Origin of the sequence: Janthinobacterium sp. SUN026 (assembly GCF_030397625.1) — a bacterium.
GTDB classification, from domain to species: Bacteria; Pseudomonadota; Gammaproteobacteria; order Burkholderiales; family Burkholderiaceae_D; genus Janthinobacterium; species Janthinobacterium kumbetense.
Genome location: NZ_JAPQNU010000004.1, coordinates 366,659 through 384,762 on the forward strand (window position 1 = coordinate 366,659; position 18,104 = coordinate 384,762).

General features: G+C 53.5%; 13 protein-coding genes and 2 tRNA genes. 5 read left to right on the forward strand and 10 right to left on the reverse strand.

Annotated features, from left to right (window positions below; all coding sequences use genetic code 11):
• Nucleotides 1–340 precede the first annotated feature (340 nt).
• The 8 genes from OX459_RS20085 to acs form a co-directional block, all read right to left on the reverse strand.
• On the reverse strand, nt 341–2,494 hold the full coding sequence (locus OX459_RS20085; RefSeq protein ID WP_289906317.1) for a DEAD/DEAH box helicase: 2,154 nt from the start codon (nt 2,492–2,494) through the stop codon (nt 341–343).
• Nucleotides 2,487–4,154: a dsDNA nuclease domain-containing protein gene (locus OX459_RS20090; protein WP_289906318.1), complete on the reverse strand. Its 1,668-nt coding sequence runs from the start codon at nt 4,152–4,154 to the stop codon at nt 2,487–2,489. The genes OX459_RS20085 and OX459_RS20090 overlap by 8 nt, the downstream gene beginning before the upstream one ends.
• Nucleotides 4,155–4,751: 597 nt before the next feature.
• A complete protein-coding gene (locus OX459_RS20095; protein WP_289906319.1) occupies nt 4,752–4,952 on the reverse strand; it encodes an AlpA family transcriptional regulator in 201 nt (66 codons plus the stop codon).
• A 136-nt stretch (nt 4,953–5,088) separates the two neighbouring features.
• Entirely contained in the window at nt 5,089–5,955 is an 867-nt protein-coding gene (locus OX459_RS20100; protein WP_289906320.1) for a phage integrase N-terminal domain-containing protein, read from the reverse strand.
• A gap of 1,003 nt (nt 5,956–6,958) precedes the next feature.
• Nucleotides 6,959–7,597: a DUF4102 domain-containing protein gene (locus tag OX459_RS20105; RefSeq protein ID WP_289906321.1), complete on the reverse strand. Its 639-nt coding sequence runs from the start codon at nt 7,595–7,597 to the stop codon at nt 6,959–6,961.
• Complete coding sequence (locus tag OX459_RS20110; RefSeq protein WP_289906322.1) at nt 7,590–8,900, reverse strand: integrase arm-type DNA-binding domain-containing protein; 1,311 nt, start codon at nt 8,898–8,900, stop codon at nt 7,590–7,592. Before OX459_RS20110 ends, OX459_RS20105 begins: the two co-directional genes overlap by 8 nt.
• A gap of 231 nt (nt 8,901–9,131) precedes the next feature.
• Nucleotides 9,132–9,222: transfer RNA gene (locus tag OX459_RS20115), tRNA-Ser, on the reverse strand.
• 184 nt (nt 9,223–9,406) lie between these two features.
• Nucleotides 9,407–11,413 (reverse strand): acetate--CoA ligase, encoded by a 2,007-nt coding sequence (gene acs, locus OX459_RS20120; protein WP_289906323.1) that lies wholly within the window; start codon nt 11,411–11,413, stop codon nt 9,407–9,409.
• A gap of 308 nt (nt 11,414–11,721) precedes the next feature.
• Between acs and OX459_RS20125 the strand changes: the two genes are divergently transcribed.
• The 5 genes from OX459_RS20125 (at nt 11,722) to OX459_RS20145 (ending at nt 16,653) form a co-directional block, all read left to right on the forward strand.
• A complete protein-coding gene (locus OX459_RS20125; protein WP_077400355.1) occupies nt 11,722–12,336 on the forward strand; it encodes a YqhA family protein in 615 nt (204 codons plus the stop codon).
• Nucleotides 12,337–12,441: 105 nt separating this feature from the next.
• Entirely contained in the window at nt 12,442–13,983 is a 1,542-nt protein-coding gene (locus tag OX459_RS20130; RefSeq protein WP_289906324.1) for a fumarate hydratase, read from the forward strand.
• Between the two features lie 66 nt (nt 13,984–14,049).
• Complete coding sequence (gene murI / locus OX459_RS20135; protein WP_099665279.1) at nt 14,050–14,895, forward strand: glutamate racemase; 846 nt, start codon at nt 14,050–14,052, stop codon at nt 14,893–14,895.
• Nucleotides 14,896–15,037: 142 nt separating this feature from the next.
• Nucleotides 15,038–15,113, forward strand: a tRNA-His gene (locus OX459_RS20140).
• A gap of 181 nt (nt 15,114–15,294) precedes the next feature.
• Nucleotides 15,295–16,653 carry a family 43 glycosylhydrolase gene (locus OX459_RS20145; protein ID WP_289906325.1) on the forward strand — a complete coding sequence of 453 codons (1,359 nt, stop codon included), beginning with the start codon at nt 15,295–15,297 and terminating at the stop codon, nt 16,651–16,653.
• Between the two features lie 45 nt (nt 16,654–16,698).
• On the opposite strand, the gene OX459_RS20150 is transcribed toward OX459_RS20145, so the two are convergent.
• Both OX459_RS20150 and OX459_RS20155 read right to left on the reverse strand, forming a co-directional pair.
• Nucleotides 16,699–17,451: a hypothetical protein gene (locus tag OX459_RS20150; RefSeq protein WP_289906326.1), complete on the reverse strand. Its 753-nt coding sequence runs from the start codon at nt 17,449–17,451 to the stop codon at nt 16,699–16,701.
• 53 nt (nt 17,452–17,504) lie between these two features.
• Nucleotides 17,505–17,951, reverse strand: a complete 447-nt coding sequence (locus OX459_RS20155) for a response regulator (RefSeq protein WP_099665282.1) — start codon at nt 17,949–17,951, stop codon at nt 17,505–17,507.
• Nucleotides 17,952–18,104: the final 153 nt, after the last annotated feature.

The following is an 18,104-nucleotide window of genomic DNA, read 5'->3' on the forward strand; positions in this document are numbered from 1 at the left end:
AGCCCTATTCCACCTGTTGCTGCCCGCTTTGGCTTGTAGTATTCCCCCAATCATGCTCCTACGAATAGCTGCTGACAAGGGGAAATTCAATATTTTCTCAAAAGCACCATTAATTCCCTGGAACATCTCAACTAATTTTTTGCCCCATATTAACAATGGATTTCAATTATTCAGCGCAATTAGATTACTGCCCCTGATTTATTGCCTACCCCTTCGCATCTGCGGCCCCATCCCTTTTTGCATCATAAAATTAGTACACCCGCCATAGACGATTCCATCCAAGCTGACATAAATTATAAAAAATTACAACCAATTCACAAGCCTCAAAACAATATTTTCTTTAATACTTTAAAGCGCGATAAATAAACGCCCGATCCAGATTATCTATATTTCTTATAGCCTTAAAATTCCATCGGATATAACGTATCAAAACATTCAAACTAACAGAAGACAATTTTTCATTAACGAGCTTCTGAAGGGTTTGCACGGGAATTCCCATTTCCTCTAAAGCGGAAAAGTTTTTTGGCAAATGGTTATATTCAAATTTACTCACTACAAAACCAAAATTTGCGATCAGCTTTATATTTTGAGTTTCACTACGATAATTGATCAGATCTTGGAGTAGTGAAAGTACTGAAGGAACCGTGAAACCGAAAATATTTCGTATAATTTTCAGTTCCCTATCGATACCAACAGATTTCTCAAACTCACCATCGTTGTTTTTCAAAACCCATTCAATTACTTCATCCAAATAATTTTGATGACTTTCAGCAAAAAGATACTTGCTTATTTTTAATTTCAAATCTGATTTATCACCATGCAAATTCAAATTTCTTAATGCAGCTGAAGCAGCAACCTTCAATGCATTGCAAATAATTTCCAACCCTTCAGCGTTAAGTTTTGGAACACAGATAGCCTTCAGATCCACGAAACTCAAATAACTTACATAATCATTCGCAGCACGTAAAGATTCAATTGAGAACGTCGCATGCTTCTTTAAAATCCACAAAGGAATTTGGGTAGAAGCAACATATTTCTCCAGAGAAGCCTTCAACTCAGGCTGAATATGAACGGCCTCTATACCTGCTATAAAATTCATTGGGCTATTTTCATCCTGCGCGCCCAAGGGAACTTCAACAACCTGATTTTCAATTTTTTGTTCCGGAATCCTCTCTAAACAATGAACGTTACCAACAAAATGAACATTCATTCGTCCAGCTCTGCCCTTAATATTATTATGAGTAAAACGATCTATAGATCCGCCGCCATTCCGATTATCATAAATTATTACATTCTCAGCAGTAGTATTTACACCCTCAATAATTGTTGATGTACATATTAATATATTTAAGACACCACTATTAAATAAATCAACAGTAAACTGTTGAATAGCCCTTGGCAATGCTCCATGATGGATTCCGATGCCAGCATTAATTGCCTTAGAATATGACCAAGCAGAGCTATATTTCTCCTTGACCCAACTAACATACTCACTATCATAGTTTTCAAAAAAACCTTCTGATATCAGCAAATTAGCAATTTCAGCGGCCGCATTAGGTGACTTGCAATAAATCAGTGTTTGATTGGACTTATTTCTGGACCGCAATATACTCACTAAAGCATTATTTTTCAAATCTTTTGAGTTAGCATCAATATTATACTTAAAAATATTTAGAGCAACAGTATTAAATGATGAAGGCAAAAAGAAATAATTTTTCCCCAACGAACTTAAGCCAGTAACGTCATCAATACTAGGACCAATCATGAAAAACTGTCTCGAAGAGACTAACAACTTACTAAGTGCAATATTGAGAGAAACAGCCCTTTCATCGTACGATCCTCGTTTAAAGGAAAGTTTGTAAAATTCATCTATGATGAAAATATCTATATCTAGAATATCTTTTCTCTCATTTACCCTCTCCTGAGTAAGGATATAAATAGTCTTCCGAAAAGTTCGCGCAATTTGTGAACTATGATAAATAATTTCATAGCTGCCGCTGAATTTTTCAGCAATACGCCTTCTTGTTTCATCAATTAATGCAATAGTCGGAACAACTATTACAACGCGACTATACTTTCCGCTTGCCAAAAGTGAATCAGCAATAGCACTTTTCCCCATGCTAGTAGGTGCGCTAAGTACTACGTTATGCCCACCTATCAATAAATTGAAAATCTTTAACTGCATAGAATGAAATATAAATTTCTCAGAATGAGTTGAGCGATAAACACTCAACAAGTATTCGTCTTCTATTGTTAGGTTAGAAAATTCACTGTTCAAATAAGGGTAAAGCCCTGCCTTGCGAACTAGGTTTTTTAATAATCCAGTATAACCAAGAAACTTTTCCTTTTTATCCAACGCCCGAATCACTAGCTCCCTGCCAAGAGACTCATCAGCCGGGTTGGAAAGAAGATCATTAGCACTTTTAAGATACCCGAATAGATCTACGTCTTCTCTTTCCAAGCTCTCTACCATATTTTGGAATTCGCTAAGCATCTATCACCTCATTAATTTTTTTCCGCACAACATCAGCTAATGTTTTTATACATGGATTTGGATAAAGATAAAGAAGAACGTTTATTCGTGAAAAATACTTATCTTTACTTAATATTTTTTCAATTATTTTTTCAAAATTTTCTTGGGCTTCGATTAACTGCTCTGTTTTATAATCATGACCCTCTTCTTCAATCGAAAGATGCGCAGATTTATATCCGATAAACATTACAAATTTAAACCGATGAATGTGATCATCCAAGGGAGATGACTCAACAAGCAATTCGTCAATATCGTGCTTTAAAAGATAATTATTCTCCTTGACTTCAAGTATCTTTTTCCTCTGAAGGCGAAAATCAACAGTGATAAGCTCATAGAGTTGAGCGCACACACGCTCCATTGATTCGGCTAAACTTAATTTCTCTGATAAGCTGCTGAATCCCATCCAAAGCTCGTCCCCACTATCAGCGCGAACAATGTGCACGTTTTCGAATTCCTTGAAATCTTTTCCATTTTTATCGATATATAATGCTACCGGAATCGGTTCGCTATTACTATAATACCTGACAGACGAGTGCATAAGAATTCGTCCCAAAAACTCAGAAAAATCGGAACTTTGTTCTAGAAAACGCTTAGATATCTTGGCCGACTTAGCGAAAAAATTCTCACGCGATATATCTGCTAATTCGCTAGGCCTTAACAAAATCTCTGGCATCCAGTTAATTATTGAATCGGCGATATAATTAAACCTATATTTCCCAAACTCGTATCCTTGCTCTAAACCTATTCCTACTTGCCGATCAGATCCATAGTCAGAAAATTTCAAAAGAACAGGTTGCGTTTTACTAAATTCAACATAGACTTTCGTATTCAATCTGCTATTTTTAGCAGCTAATATTTTAATCTCTTCAAAAAACCAGCTTAGGAAGTCACTTCTTAAGTAAGTTTTATCATCTGCACATGTTATTTTCCGCGATAAAGCACTTTTCCTCGTAAGCGTACAAAGCACATCGTTGAGAATTATTTTTGCATCACGAGATGGGTCCAATAAGATTCCATGATCATGAGCAGAAACCATTATATCCCGATAGATTTTCAATTCTATCTCATCAATTGATGAAAAAACATCCCAGCTCGCATTATCTAGCCAGAATTCCACGTCTCTACCAGCGGGAGAGAGAAAAGAACCAATTTTTGTATTTAATGACTTAAGAAGTTCTACTTTCGGCGATGTGTCTACTCGTGCGGCAATTGGAGTTCGCAAATAATTTAATGCATTTAAAACATCTCGCTTACTTACTATTTTAAAGATTGTTTTTACGAAAATATCAACGTCGCAGTTTAAAGATTTATGCAAAATTGAATCGTTTGGCGGAGGAGGCTTGGGCTTACCGCGCTCTTTTTTTACTTTTTCAACCGCACAAAGTTCCGTGATAGACCACTTTCGATCTCCTTCCGTTGTCTTTACCTGGACATATTCGATTTCATTATTAATATATAAAACATCAATATCATCGGTTACTTCGCAACGAACAGCTGCAATTTTTTTGTTCTGCAACATTTGAAAAACGTAGTAAGCTGCCACATAATCTTGGAATAAAAAACCACTTTTCGCTCCGACTCCGCCGCTGTCATCGCGATTCATCGCATTATTAGCTTTCATAATTTATGCTTTTTGATAGTTCCACATATAAGTCATCCGTTGTACGCCAGGCTAAAAAGGCGAATTACTTTCATTTTAACAACAGGATGAACTAATAAGCACTAAATCAATACATAAAGGATGAAAACGACATTAAAACCCAACAGGAAGTGATAATTGGTTAGAATTCTAACGCTTACAATCTTCATTACACTGTATGCTTAAACAGTGCATTTTATATAATTAATAATGTTTCTGAATTTTTACATGCTAGTTGTTAGGGGCACTCCTCAATATGCAAAACTGTGCGTAGGGACAAGAGAAAAGAAGTAACGATGATTGGTCGGTCAAAGCAAGGAATGGTATGTAGGTAATTGCACCTTGGGATGTTTAAGGTCAAACACCCCTATCAGCCGCCAGGGTCAAGTCTGCCATTTGGACACAGACTGATGCACTGACCGCCGTAAAAGCATGCTCAGTCAATACCTAATTAGAACCACGGACGTGCGCAGCAGGCGCGCGGGGCTGCCGCGCAGCGGCAGCAGTTGGAGAATTTGGAGAGGGCCGGTAGGCCCGCCCCGTGACGTCTTACGGGGTGGGGCCACTGTTAACTCCCACTCAAGCGACTTCACGCCTAGCATCAATACAGCGCTGCTGCCATTGAGCGATTTCCTCCGAATCCCAGGCGACCGACTTGGGGCCGATGGGAATTGGAGCTGGCAACACGCCTGCCTTCACCTTGCGCCAGATTGTGGCGCGGGACCAGCCGGTAGCCTCGATTACCGCAGGCAAGCGGAGGAATTTTTTTGTCGTGGTCATAAGATTCTCCTTCGATTGATGAACAGCAAACAATGAAGAGTCATACCGACTCTCCTCGATCATTCCGGCAGCGCCAGCGCTGCCCCTTCTTCATCTCTTCTATTCCATCCGCTGCGCCCCTGATACAAGTGAACGGTCATCTCCCCAGGTAGATGGACGTAACCTGCTCACGCCCATGCCCCATCTCCGTCGAAATCTTCAGCCGCGCAGCGTTATCAACCAATTTTTGCGACGCATCCAACTGTCTCGAAGTCGGGCCGCCACTGGCTGGACTAGGTCGGCCAGTCAACTCGGCATAGCGCCGCTGCGCATACTCATGGCGCAGCCCATGCACGCCATGGATGCCAGCCTTGTCGCACTGCGCACGAAAACGGTTCAACTGGTCCCGATAGCGCAACTGCGCCGGAATCAAGCTGCCTTTTCCGGCCAGCGCCTTGGCCGCGTCCAGTACGGCGCGCTGCTGCATGGTGACTATCGGCACCTCCCGGTATTTGCCGCCCTTGGTCCAGCTCTCCTGCAGACGCAGGATGTTCCCGCCATCAGCCCATCCCGGCTTGATCTTGATGCTTTCCTCGCGCCGCAAACCAAACGCCGCCTGCAACTGCAAGGACATGCGCGTATACGGATCATTCACGCGGGCGAGCGTGTCGGCGTCGAGCACCTTCGCCTTCGAAACATTGGTGACAAACACCCGCTCCGCGATGCCATATTCGCCGTTGGTGCGCGCAATGATGTTCTCCTTGCCGATCTTCTCGGCCCACCAGCGCAGGGCGCTCATGCGATTCTTGACCGTTCCGGTACTGACGCCATCCTGCTTCCACTTGTCGAGCAGCGCCGCCACATGCTTCGGCTTCAGGCTGTCCACGCTCATATGCTGGAAGCCCCGTTCCGCCAGGTCGTTGGCGCACAGGTTTAGTAAGCGTTCGCGGTCGGCCTGCGTCGCAAAACTGCCATCCCGGTTGCGGTGACACAGTTGCTTGAGCTGGTAGTTCAAGTCGCGCATGGCAAAGTCATCCTTTCGATCCATGGTTTTCACATCGATGCCGCGTGGTGTAATCCTGTCTGGTAAGTGTTTCTGGCCACCCTCACTGCCTCGGCAGAAAAGGTTGAATCAAGGGCCTCGGGACACCACTCCCGTGTATGCGGTTGCTGTTACTGCCTGCCCGCGCCGCATGCGCGTGTGGCACCGCTGCGCGCTCCCGGAGGAAGCTGCCGCAGCGGGGACCAATCACCCAGGGTCCATGGAGTGCACATCGTGCACGGATCAACTTCTACTAATCAGCCCGTAGCGGGCAAAGGAAATCGCAAGGCTAGCCTGCGATGAAGAGGCATCTGGCCTCGTCACTGAGCACCGTCACGCGGACGCTCTGTGCTTGCCGCCTGGGCCTATGCCGTCGGCGGCGCGTCGTCACTGGCAGCACGCCGCCAGTAACGACGCGCGCACGTAGCCATGGCATGTGACGGCATACATGCCAGCATCGCACTCGCGGTGACGATACTGGCGACTCTGAAGCACACGCGCTAGCGGCGGCCGCGATGGCATCGCATCGCTGGCATTTCTGCTGACGGTGCGGCTTGCGGCAAAGCCATGCTGTGCTTCATAGGGCGCGCTACCTCGCGGGGCATGCGAACCAATCAGGGCAGGAGTCTTGCTCCTGTTTGAAGGAGCGCCCATCGGGCGCAATCATCCAGGCAATCCGTCTTGCGGATTGTGGGATATGAAGACGCTGAAGGCAGCGCTTTATCGTGCCGAGATGTGCATGCTTCTGCATGGCCCGGCGATATATATGTCTAGCAGAAACTGCTAGGTATCATGGTGGCGGGTAACGACCGCAACGCCTATGCCGCTAAGCATAGGGACATGCTCGATGCATGTCCTCGTGGGAGCGATTCCCACATAAGAGAGCTTCATTCTATGCCTGATATCGACGTTTGCAAGTGGTTCGTTTCGTCAAGGGTGCTTTTCGTAGTACGCAGAATTGCAGTACGGTCAAAGGCTCAAGTAGCTACTGCATGCTGTCTCCCTGGCGACGTACCCGCCTCCTTGACTCTTTCATCGCACTAACCAATTGGTCCATGCTCATGCCGTTACGTAAATAGCTGGCAGCGAGCGCCGTCGCAACACCCTCCAGGTGTCGGGAAACGACCTGTAAACCGTCCTGTTCAATTTGCCGAATGGCTGCTTGCTGGATACTGTGCTGTGCTTCACTGACGGAAATGCGCTCCAATGCAGGAAATAAGGCGGTTTCGAGGTGACGGATAGCGAACAGGGTCGCCCGCAGAACACTGGTCTGCACATGGCCCCACTCCGGCTCATCGAATATTTCGTCGAGTGGAATAGGCTTTGGCAGTGGATGCAATTTTTCTCGATTGAATTCTGTGCTCGGGTCCTGCTTCCTCTCCAGCATCTGATGCGCTGCAAGCCTGTGTTCGCGGGCTTTGGCGATGGACACTTCGGGATACCGGCCAAAAGTCAGAACGCTTTCTCCACCGCCTTGCTGGAGATACTTCATGCGCCAGATCTTGCTGCCGCTGGGCTGCACTTCGATGTACAGACCAGCCCCATCGAATAGTTTGTATATTTTGTCCTTCGGAGCAGCTTGCTTAATAAGCTCATCCGTGAGGCGCAATGCATACTTAGACATGGTGCCCTCCTGTTCCGCCATCCCGGCTGAATTCGCCACTGACCAGCGTTAATCTTGGCGTCTGCGGTGGCGCTCCCTTGCCGCTGACGGCATCGATGTAGTCGGCCCAATCCTGCATCATCCGGCGCCGTTCCGCCAGGAACTGCGCCCGGTCATAGGCGCTGGCCACCTTGTCCTTCGGCGCATGTGCCAGTTGCCGGTCCACGACTTCATGCCGGTAGCCCAGGCGCTCCTTGATGGTGCTCATGGCCAGCGCCCGGAAGCCATGGCCGGTCATCTTGCCCTTGTATCCCATGCGTCCAAGCGCCACCAGTATCGTGTTATTGCTGATCGGCTTTTCGTGGTCGCGCTGATTCGGGAACAGGTACTTGCTGCGGCCCGTGATCGCGTGCAGTTCGCGCAGCAGCTCCAGCGCCTGGCGCGACAGGCAGACGTGATGGTTGGTCATATCCGGATTGACGGTCAGCTTGCCGCGCTTCATGCGCTGCCATGGAATGATCCACTCGCCGCGCTCCAGGTCGATTTCACTCCAGGGCGTCTCGATTAACTCGCTGGTACGCACAAAGCACAGCAGCATCAGCCGCAGCGCAATGCGGGTCGGCGCGAACATGCGTGCTTCGTTGCGGTCCAGAATGGCCAGAAACTGCGGTAGTTCGTCGGCGTTGATGGCGGCGAAGTGTCCGGCGCGGACGGTCTTCAACACATCCTTCATATCGGTGACCAGATTGCGCTCTGTGAATCCGCATTGAATCGCGTAGCTGAAAATTGACGCACATAGCGCTCTCAGGCGATGGGCGACTTCACTTGCGCCACGCTCCTCGATCTTGCGCAGTGCGGCGATCAGATCGCGGTGCTTTATCTCATCGATCGGCATGCGGCCGATGGCTGGGAAGATGTCCGCTTGCAGGCGCTGGATGGTATTCTTGGCGGTGCGTTCGCTCCACGTCGGCACTTTATTGCCGTGCCACTCGCGCGCGATTTTTTCGAAGGTGTTGGACGCCTTATCCTTTGCCAGGCGTTTGGCGTCGTCGCGATGCTTGGCGGGGTCGATTCCTTGCAGCATCAAGCGCCGCGCAGCCAAGCGCTTTTCCCGCGCATCCTGCAACGTAATTTCCGGATAAGGACCAAACGTCAGTGCGTTCTCCTTGCCGTTGGCCTGGCGAAACTTCCAGCGCCAGATGCGAGACCCGCTCGGCATGACTTCCACGAACAGGCCGCCGCCGTCGGACAGCTTGTATGGTTTATCCTTTGGTTTGGCGTTTTTGACCTGGAGTTCGGTCAGCGGGACAATAAGCTTTGCCATGGTGGTCTCCTTCGCAAATGCGTCTGGAACCACTATAGGACAGTTATGCGGGAATGGTAGTCAAGGATGGGGGAATCCGGCCCGGAGCATTCCCTCAAAAAAGTTGGATATCCTGAAATGCCTTGGCACATCCGGAGACGCTGAAAAACGAAAAAACCGCTTAGAATCAAGGCTCTAAGCGGTTTTTGAGGGACTTCCTGAGACGTCCTGATCTTACTTAATTACTATCCGTGGCGGAGAGAGGGGGATTCGAACCCCCGATAGGCTATGAACCTATACACGCTTTCCAGGCGTGCGACTTCAACCACTCATCCACCTCTCCTGCAGGCAATGCGTCGACTTGCTCGCATTGCGTACTATTTCTCGCTTGTCGCGAAGCCGCAGATTATAGCAAAGATTCTACGGACTGCCAAAGTTATTTACCGTGGGGTAAAAGTTAAAGCACACAGCGACAAGCAGCAGCCCAATACAGGCCATGGTCGGCCCCCGCAGGGACCGGCCTTTCATTACGACGCTTCCTTCAACTGCTCCAGGATGGCCGGGTTTTCCAGGGTCGAGACGTCTTGCGTGATCGTCTCGCCCTTGGCCAGCACGCGCAGCAGGCGGCGCATGATTTTGCCGGAGCGGGTTTTCGGCAGGTTGTCGCCGAAACGGATTTCCTTCGGTTTGGCGATCGGGCCGATTTCTTTGCCGACCCAGTTGCGCAGCTCCAGGGCCAGTTTCTTGGCTTCCTCGCCTGTCGGACGCGCTTGCTTGAGCACGACGAAGGCGCAGATCGATTCACCCGTCGTGTCGTCCGGACGGCCCACCACGGCGGCCTCGGCCACCAGCGGGTTGGCCACCAGGGCCGATTCGATTTCCATCGTGCCCATGCGGTGGCCCGACACGTTCAGCACGTCATCGATGCGGCCCGTGATGGTGAAGTAGCCGGTGTCCTTGTTGCGGATGGCGCCGTCGCCTGCCAGGTACATCTTGCCGCCCAGTTCTTCCGGGAAATAGCTGGACTTGAAACGCTCCGGGTTGTTCCAGATCGTGCGGATCATCGATGGCCATGGGCGCTTGACCACCAGGATGCCGCCCTGGCCGTTCGGCACGTCCTGGCCCGCTTCGTCGACGATGGCGGCCATGATGCCCGGCAATGGCAGGGTGCAGGAACCGGGGACCATCGGCGTCGCGCCCGGCAACGGGGTGATCATGTGGCCGCCCGTCTCCGTTTGCCAGAAGGTATCGACGATCGGGCATTTCTCGCCGCCGATATGCTTGTAGTACCACATCCACGCTTCCGGATTGATCGGCTCGCCGACCGTGCCCAGCAAACGCAGGCTGGTCAGGTCGTAGTTGCCTGGATGAACTTTCGGGTCCACGTCGGCCGCCTTGATCAGCGAGCGGATGGCCGTTGGCGCCGTGTAGAAGATGCTGACGTTGTGTTTCTTGATGGTTTCCCAGAAACGGCCCGCGTTCGGGTAGGTCGGGATGCCTTCGAACACCACTTGCGTGGCACCCACGGCCATCGGGCCATACGCGATGTAGCTGTGGCCCGTTACCCAGCCGATGTCGGCCGTGCACCAGAAGACGTCGTCAGGCTTGATGTCGAAACTCCACTTCATCGTCAGCGCGGCCCACAGCAGGTAGCCGCCGCTCGAATGCTGCACGCCCTTCGGCGTGCCCGTCGAACCGGACGTATACAAGATGAACAGTGGATGCTCGGCATCGACCCATTCCGGCTCGCATTGCGCGCTCTGGCCTGCGACCAGGTCGTGCAGCCACGTGTCGCGGCCAGCCACCATCGGCAAGTCGCTGCCCGTGCGTTTATACACGATGACGTTTTTCACGGTATCGCAGCCGCCCAGCGCCAGCGCTTCGTCGACGATGGATTTCAATGGCAGCTTCTTGCCGCCGCGCAATTGCTCGTCGCCCGTGATGACGGCCACGGCGCCCGCGTCGATGATGCGTTCCTGCAGGGATTTGGCCGAGAAGCCGCCGAACACGACGGAATGCGTGGCGCCGATGCGCGCGCAGGCTTGCATTGCAGCAACGCCTTCCACGGACATCGACATATAGATGATGACGCGGTCGCCCTTGGCGATACCCTTGGATTTCAGGCCGTTGGCGAACTTGCAGACTTTTTCGTGCAGTTCTTTATAGGTAGCCTTGGTAACGGTGCCGTCGTCCGCTTCGAAGATGATGGCCGTCTTGTCGCCCAGACCGTTTTCGATGTTGCGGTCCAGGCAGTTGTACGACACGTTCAGCTGGCCGTCTTCGAACCATTTGTAGAACGGGGCATTGTCTTCGTTCAGGGTGCGGGTGAACGGCTTTTTCCAGCTCAGGTTTTCGCGCGCCAGCTTGGCCCAGAAGCCTTCGTAGTCGGTTTCCGCCTCTTTCACCATGGCTTGGTACGCGGCCATGCCGGAAATGGTAGCTTGTGCGGCAAAGGCCGCCGATGGTTCAAATACGCGCGACTCTTCTGGTCCTTGCTGCTGCGTGCCCTGTCCTTGGTTTTCTGTAGCGGCCATGCTTGTCTCCAGTGTAGTAATTGTTTGCTAACACGATAAGCGCCATGTCTTACGGACGCCTTACATTGCGCATTTTCTGCAGCGTTTTCCTCCGTCAAGGCTAACCATAAGCGCCTTCGGCGATGGGCGTCAAGGGGACGCCGTACAGTATTTTCACTGGGAAAATGCCTGGCGCGCCGAAGCTTCAATACCACTTTGTGTTTCATCAAACCCAATAATACAGAGCAAGGCCATGCGCAGTAATCGACAGCAAGTGTAAAATGTCGGGCATGCCAAAAATTGGTATTTACTCCCCCAGGAACCCCTACATGATCGACCACCTACCACCGTCTGCCAAACATACCAAGCTGCATCCATTGTCCGCCTTCATCTTCATGTCGCGCTGGCTGCAGTTGCCGCTGTACCTGGGCCTGATCCTCGCACAATGCGTGTATGTCTTCCATTTCTGGGTGGAATTATCCGACCTGATCGGCGCCGTGTTCGGCAATGATGCAGCCCTGCAGCACGTACTGACGGCCGTCGCCGTGCCCGGCAGCGCCCTGCCGACCAAGCTGAACGAAGCGACCATCATGCTGGTGGTATTAGGACTGATCGACGTGGTCATGATTTCGAACCTGTTGATCATGGTCATTATTGGCGGCTACGAAACCTTCGTTTCGCGCATGCACCTCGATGACCACCCAGACCAGCCGGAATGGTTGTCGCATGTAAATGCTTCCGTGCTGAAGACGAAATTGGCGATGGCCATCATCGGCATCTCGTCCATCCACCTGCTGAAGACTTTCATCAATGCCAACTCCTACAAGATGGAAGTGATCATCGCGCAGACGGTGATCCACATGGTCTTCATTATTTCCGCCATGGCGATCGCGTACACCGACCGCATCATGACGGTGACACAGAACCAGGCACGACCGCATTAAACCCGAAGCCCATGGCTGCCAGCAGCGGCCATGGGCTTTGTCATTCCAATGCAGTAACTAGTATTAGTAAAGAGTCTTACCCTTCTTATCTACCGCGAGAACACCATGACTGTCATAAAGCAAGAAGACCTGATCGAATCCGTCGCCGCAGCGTTGCAGTACATTAGCTACTACCACCCTGCTGATTACATCGAACACCTGGCGCGCGCCTATGCGGCCGAGCAAAGCCCGGCGGCAAAAGATGCGATCGCGCAAATCCTGACCAATTCGCGCATGTGCGCGGAAGGCAAGCGTCCGATTTGCCAGGACACGGGTATCGTCAACGTCTTCCTGAAAATCGGCATGGGTGTGCGCTTCGAAGGTTTCAGCGGCACGGTTACCGACGCCGTCAACGAAGGCGTGCGCCGCGCGTACAACTTCGACGACAACAAGCTGCGCGCCTCCATCGTGGCCGACCCGCATTTCGACCGCAAGAACACCAAGGACAACACGCCAGCCGTCGTGCACATGGAATTGGTTGAAGGCAATACCGTCGACGTGAAAGTGGCTGCCAAGGGCGGCGGTTCGGAAAACAAGTCGAAGATGATCATGATGAACCCGTCCGACTCGCTGGTGGACTGGGTCATGAAGACCGTGCCGACCATGGGCGCCGGCTGGTGCCCGCCAGGCATGCTGGGCATCGGCATCGGCGGCACGGCCGAAAAAGCCATGCTGATGGCAAAAGAGGTGTTGATGGAAGACATCGACATGTTTGAGCTGAAACAACGCGGCCCGCAAAATAAACTGGAAGAATTGCGTATCGAGCTGTGCGACAAGATCAACTCGCTGGGCATCGGCGCGCAAGGCCTGGGCGGCCTGACGACCGTGCTCGACGTCAAGATCATGATGCACCCGACGCACGCCGCGTCGAAGCCCGTCGCCATGATCCCGAACTGCGCCGCCACGCGCCACGGCCACTTCGTGCTCGACGGCTCGGGCCCTGCCTACATGGAACCGCCATCGCTGTCGTCGTGGCCGGAAGTGCACTGGACGCCGGACACGGAAAAATCCAAGCGCGTCGACCTGAACACCCTGACGAAGGAAGAAGTCGCTTCGTGGACGCCGGGCCAGACCTTGCTGTTGAACGGCAAGATGCTGACGGGCCGCGACGCCGCGCACAAGCGCATCCAGGACATGCTGGCCAAGGGCGAAGAATTGCCGGTTGACTTCAAGAACCGCGTGATTTACTACGTCGGCCCGGTCGACCCGGTGCGCGACGAAGTGGTCGGCCCGGCCGGCCCGACGACCGCCACGCGCATGGACAAGTTCACCAACATGATGCTGGAACAGACGGGCCTGATCGCCATGATCGGCAAGGCCGAACGGGGTCCGGTCGCCATCGAATCGATCCAGAAACACCAGTCGGCCTACCTGATGGCCGTGGGCGGTTCCGCCTACCTGGTGTCGAAAGCCATCAAGGGCGCGAAAGTGCTGGGCTTTGCCGACATGGGCATGGAAGCCATCTACGAATTCGACGTCGTCGACATGCCGGTGACGGTGGCCGTGGACTCGAAAGGCACCTCCGTGCACAACACGGGCCCGAAAGAGTGGCAGGCGAAGATCGAGCAACTCAATAGCGTCAGCAAGATTCCCGTGACGGTCGCTTAAACAAGCACTACCATTAACGCCGCGCGGCAACACAGCGCGGCGTTTTTTTATCCTCTTCGGCTTTATATGACTTCTATTGCAAGCAATGCCCGCCCGGACGCCCCCATCGGCATTTTTGATTCCGGCGTGGGCGGCCTGTCGGTACTGCGCCATATCCGCGCGCAGCTGCCGCAGGAAGACCTGATTTACTTTGCCGATTCCGGCTATGCCCCGTATGGCGACAAGACGGAACAGCAAGTGATCGACCGTTCGCTGGCGATCACCGCCTTTTTATTGCAGCAAGGCGCGAAGGCGCTGGTCGTGGCATGCAACACGGCCACCATCGCCGCCATCAAGGCGCTGCGCGCGCGCTACCCCGACCTGCCCATCGTCGGCGTCGAACCGGGATTGAAACCGGCGGCAGGCATCAGCCGCAACGGCAAGATCGCCGTGCTGGCCACGGAACGCGCCTTGCGCGGCGACAAACTGCTGGCCTTGCGCGAGCAGGTGAGCGCCGCCACGGGCGCCACGTTCATCTTGCAGCCCTGCATCGGCCTGGCCGACCGCATCGAGCAATGCGAGCTGGGCACCGATCCGCTGGACGCCACCAGCGCCATGCTGGAACGCTACATCGCCCCCATGCTGGAACAAGGCGTCGACACGCTGGTGCTGGGCTGCACGCACTACCTGTTCGTGCAGGACGCCATCGAACGCACGGTGCGCGCCCACACGCAGGAACAGATCACCCTGGTGGACACGGGCGACGCCGTGGCGCGCCAGCTGGCCCGCCTGCTCGATGCGGCAAGCTTGCGCCGCATCAACAACGACGCGCCACGGCTGCAAGGCTACACGACGGCCAAGGTCGAGTCCCTGGCGAAAGCCTTCGCCGGTTTGCTGGACTTGCACCCGCCCGTCGAACACCTGTCCGTGTGAGCTGGGTGAGCAAAAACGACCGTTTTCATGCAATCTTTCGATTCTTTAAAAAAGACTGCATTTAGATTTGCCACTTTGCCGAGTTCTTTGTATAATTCGGCACCTGTTCAGCAAAACAGCTAAACAGGTAAGTAAGACAGTGGTGGCTGTAGCTCAGTTGGTAGAGTCCAGGATTGTGATTCCTGTTGTCGTGGGTTCGAGCCCCATCAGCCACCCCACAGAATAAAGAAGAGCCCGGTTTTCGAACCGGGCTTTTTCTATTCCGGCGCCGCTTTTCTTCATTCTCCGATACCGGCCCCGGTATCGCTTCCTGCAAAAAATTCATTAGTGCAAATTCGACCATCGCCCTACTCTGGCGTGCGGCCTGGACCGCCCCATAAAAACAGTACGGAGACAACGATGAAGCAGATCCTGGCAGCACTCTGCCTGATGTTCTGCGCCCATGCGCAGGCGATCACCCTGACGGGCGTGCCCAATGCGCACGACCCCGGTACCCTGACAAAAGACGGCGACACGTATTTCAATTTCACCACGGGCGACGGCATCTGGTATTCCACCTCGACGGACCTGCTGAAATGGTCGGCCGGCCCTGCGCCCGTGTTCAGCACGCCGCCGGCCTGGATCGCCAATAAAATCCCCAACTTCAGCGGCTCGTACTGGGCGCCCGACGTGATCCACATGAATGGCTACTATTATCTGTATTACTCGGTGTCCACCTTCGGTACCTCCGTGTCGGCCATCGGCGTGGCCCGCTCGGCTTCGCTGAAAAATCCCAGCTGGACCGACCTGGGCATCGTCGTGCAATCATATGGGGGCGGAGGAGAAATCAATGCCATCGACCCGGCCCTGTTCCGCGACTACGACGGCAAGGTCTACATGTCCTACGGCTCGTTTTTCGGCGGCATCGGCGTGACGGAAATCAACCAGGCGACAGGCAAGACGAGCGGCAACGTCACCACCATCCTCGGTGGCGGCGGCAAGGATATCGAAGCGCCCTACATCACGCGCGACGGCGAGTATTACTATCTGTTCGTCAACCGCGGCAAATGCTGCCAGGGCACCGCCAGCACATACTATGTGGAAGTGCAGCGCGCCAGCAGCGTGACGGGGCCGTACAGCGGCACGCGCACGGTGCTGCCCAACCTCGACGGCAAGTACAAGGGACCGGGCCATATCGGCGTGCTCAAGCAGGATGGCTGCAACTACACCTCGGTCCACTATTACGACGTCAACGACAATGGCGCGGCCAAGCTCGACATATTAAAGATGACATACAGCGATGGCTGGCCCAGCCTGACGCGCAATTTTACGGTCGCCAGCTGCGGCGGCATCTCGGACGGCCCCACGGTGCTGCGCTCGCGCCTGAGCGGCAAAGCGCTGGCCGTGGCCGGCGCCGGCACGGCGAATGGCGCGCTGGTGCAGCAGCAAACCTATACAGGAGGGAAACACCAGCAATGGTATGTGGTGGGGCATGGCGACGGGTACTATAGCCTGATCAATGCGAACAGCCTGCTGGGCCTGGACGACTACAACAACTCGACCACGGCGGGCACGAATATCGCCCAATGGAGCTACTGGGGCGGACTGGGCCAGCAATGGCGCTTCGCCAGCCCCGCGTCCGGCTACCAGACAATTACCAACCGCTACAGCAACCTGACCCTGGACGTCCTGAACCTGAGCACGTTGGAAAACGCGCAAATCATCCAGTGGAACCTGACCAATGCGAATAATCAGCAGTGGTCGCTGAGCCGGCCCTAACAGACGAACGGTATCCCGGCGGCATGGCACTGCCGGGGCGTCCTCTCAGCGGGCGGGGAGCAGGCCCAGCAAAAACTCGCGCGCCCGCGCTGAACTTGGCGAGCGCGACGAAGGATGCTGGATGCGGTAGCAATCCCTGTGGTCCAGCGGGAACTGCCACAATTGCGCATTCGGTATGCCATCCTCGACGTAATCGCAACCCAGCGCCTTGCCCTGCGCATCGCGGGCCAGCGGAAAGAAATCGCGCCGGTGCCCGGCGGTGGCGCTGCCATTGGCAAAGATGATGATCTCGGGCTGGAAGAAATCGATTTGTACATCCAGCAGCAGTTTGGAGTACTTCTTGATGACCTCAAAATGCCGACATTTGACGGGACTACCTTTATTCCACGCCATGCACAGCAGATTGGCATAGATCAAGCCATCACTGCCCGAACGCCGGGCCACCGCGCGCGTGAAATTATGAAAGGCACGGCCCTTGATATCCGCGCGTGACAATTGCTGCGCAAAATAAGCCTGATGCACGGCCATCGACCGCTCGACATAGTACTCCAGCGAACTAAAACGCTCCCCTACCGGCAACACATTCCATTGCCGCGTTTCGCAGCCCACGATCATGATGCGCTGCCGGGCCTCCAGCCAGTTGGGCGGAATACTGGGGAGAAAGAGACCCGAGAGCTTTTCCGCATCGGCATGCGGCGCATGGCGATCCAGCAAGGCCGTATCAAAATCGGCCAGTACGCCCAGATAGCGGCTGGCCAGGTCGGTGCTTGCAGCTTGCTGCGGGGAATGCATGGTCATTGCGTACCTGTGTCCGGATGCCCGGGGATGGGCCGCAAACCATAGCACACATTTCAGCCCGCCAGCACCGACTGCACCGTCGTCGCCAGGTCTTCCAGGCGCACGGGTTTGACGAGGAAGTGGCGGAAGCCCACGGCCAGCGCGTCGTCCATGTACATGGGCAGGCTGTGGCCGGTGACGGCGATCAGCACGGCGTTGGCCGTTTCGGGGTTGTGGTGCAGGCGGCGGCCGATTTCGATGCCGCTGATGCCGGGCATTTCGATGTCGAGGTAGACGGCGTCGGGCACGCACAGCTTGACTTGCTCGACGGCCATCTGCCAGTTGCGCACCACCACCGCGTGGTGGCCCAGCGCTTCGAGCAGCATGGCCAGCGATTCGCCCACTTCCTGGTTGTCGTCGACCACCAGCAGATTCAATTTGCGCGCAGCACTTGCCGGCTGGTCGCCCTGGCGGCGTTCCACGGGGGGATTGCCTGGTGTCGTTTCAGTTGTCTGGCTCATTGTACGTTCACGTCTGACGGCTGCAAAAACGGGAGTATACAAGAAGCGCGCACAATGCCGCCGCACCCGAGCACTGGTGCCAAGCGGCAATCAAGACCGCCTGCTGTACCGCGCCAGCAACACTTCCCCACCCTGCGGGCGGGCATACCGCCA

Bases quoted from the DNA above. Each gene is read 5' to 3' on its own strand.
- OX459_RS20085 (WP_289906317.1), bottom strand. From the start codon at position 2,494: ATGCTTAGCGAATTCCAAAATATGGTAGAGAGCTTGGAAAGAGAAGAC.
- OX459_RS20090 (WP_289906318.1), bottom strand. From the start codon at position 4,154: ATGAAAGCTAATAATGCGATGAATCGCGATGACAGCGGCGGAGTCGGA.
- OX459_RS20095 (WP_289906319.1), bottom strand. From the start codon at position 4,952: ATGACCACGACAAAAAAATTCCTCCGCTTGCCTGCGGTAATCGAGGCT.
- OX459_RS20100 (WP_289906320.1), bottom strand. From the start codon at position 5,955: ATGCGCGACTTGAACTACCAGCTCAAGCAACTGTGTCACCGCAACCGG.
- OX459_RS20105 (WP_289906321.1), bottom strand. From the start codon at position 7,597: ATGTCTAAGTATGCATTGCGCCTCACGGATGAGCTTATTAAGCAAGCT.
- OX459_RS20110 (WP_289906322.1), bottom strand. From the start codon at position 8,900: ATGGCAAAGCTTATTGTCCCGCTGACCGAACTCCAGGTCAAAAACGCC.
- acs (WP_289906323.1), bottom strand. From the start codon at position 11,413: ATGGCCGCTACAGAAAACCAAGGACAGGGCACGCAGCAGCAAGGACCA.
- OX459_RS20125 (WP_077400355.1), top strand. From the start codon at position 11,722: ATGATCGACCACCTACCACCGTCTGCCAAACATACCAAGCTGCATCCA.
- OX459_RS20130 (WP_289906324.1), top strand. From the start codon at position 12,442: ATGACTGTCATAAAGCAAGAAGACCTGATCGAATCCGTCGCCGCAGCG.
- murI (WP_099665279.1), top strand. From the start codon at position 14,050: ATGACTTCTATTGCAAGCAATGCCCGCCCGGACGCCCCCATCGGCATT.
- OX459_RS20145 (WP_289906325.1), top strand. From the start codon at position 15,295: ATGAAGCAGATCCTGGCAGCACTCTGCCTGATGTTCTGCGCCCATGCG.
- OX459_RS20150 (WP_289906326.1), bottom strand. From the start codon at position 17,451: ATGACCATGCATTCCCCGCAGCAAGCTGCAAGCACCGACCTGGCCAGC.
- OX459_RS20155 (WP_099665282.1), bottom strand. From the start codon at position 17,951: ATGAGCCAGACAACTGAAACGACACCAGGCAATCCCCCCGTGGAACGC.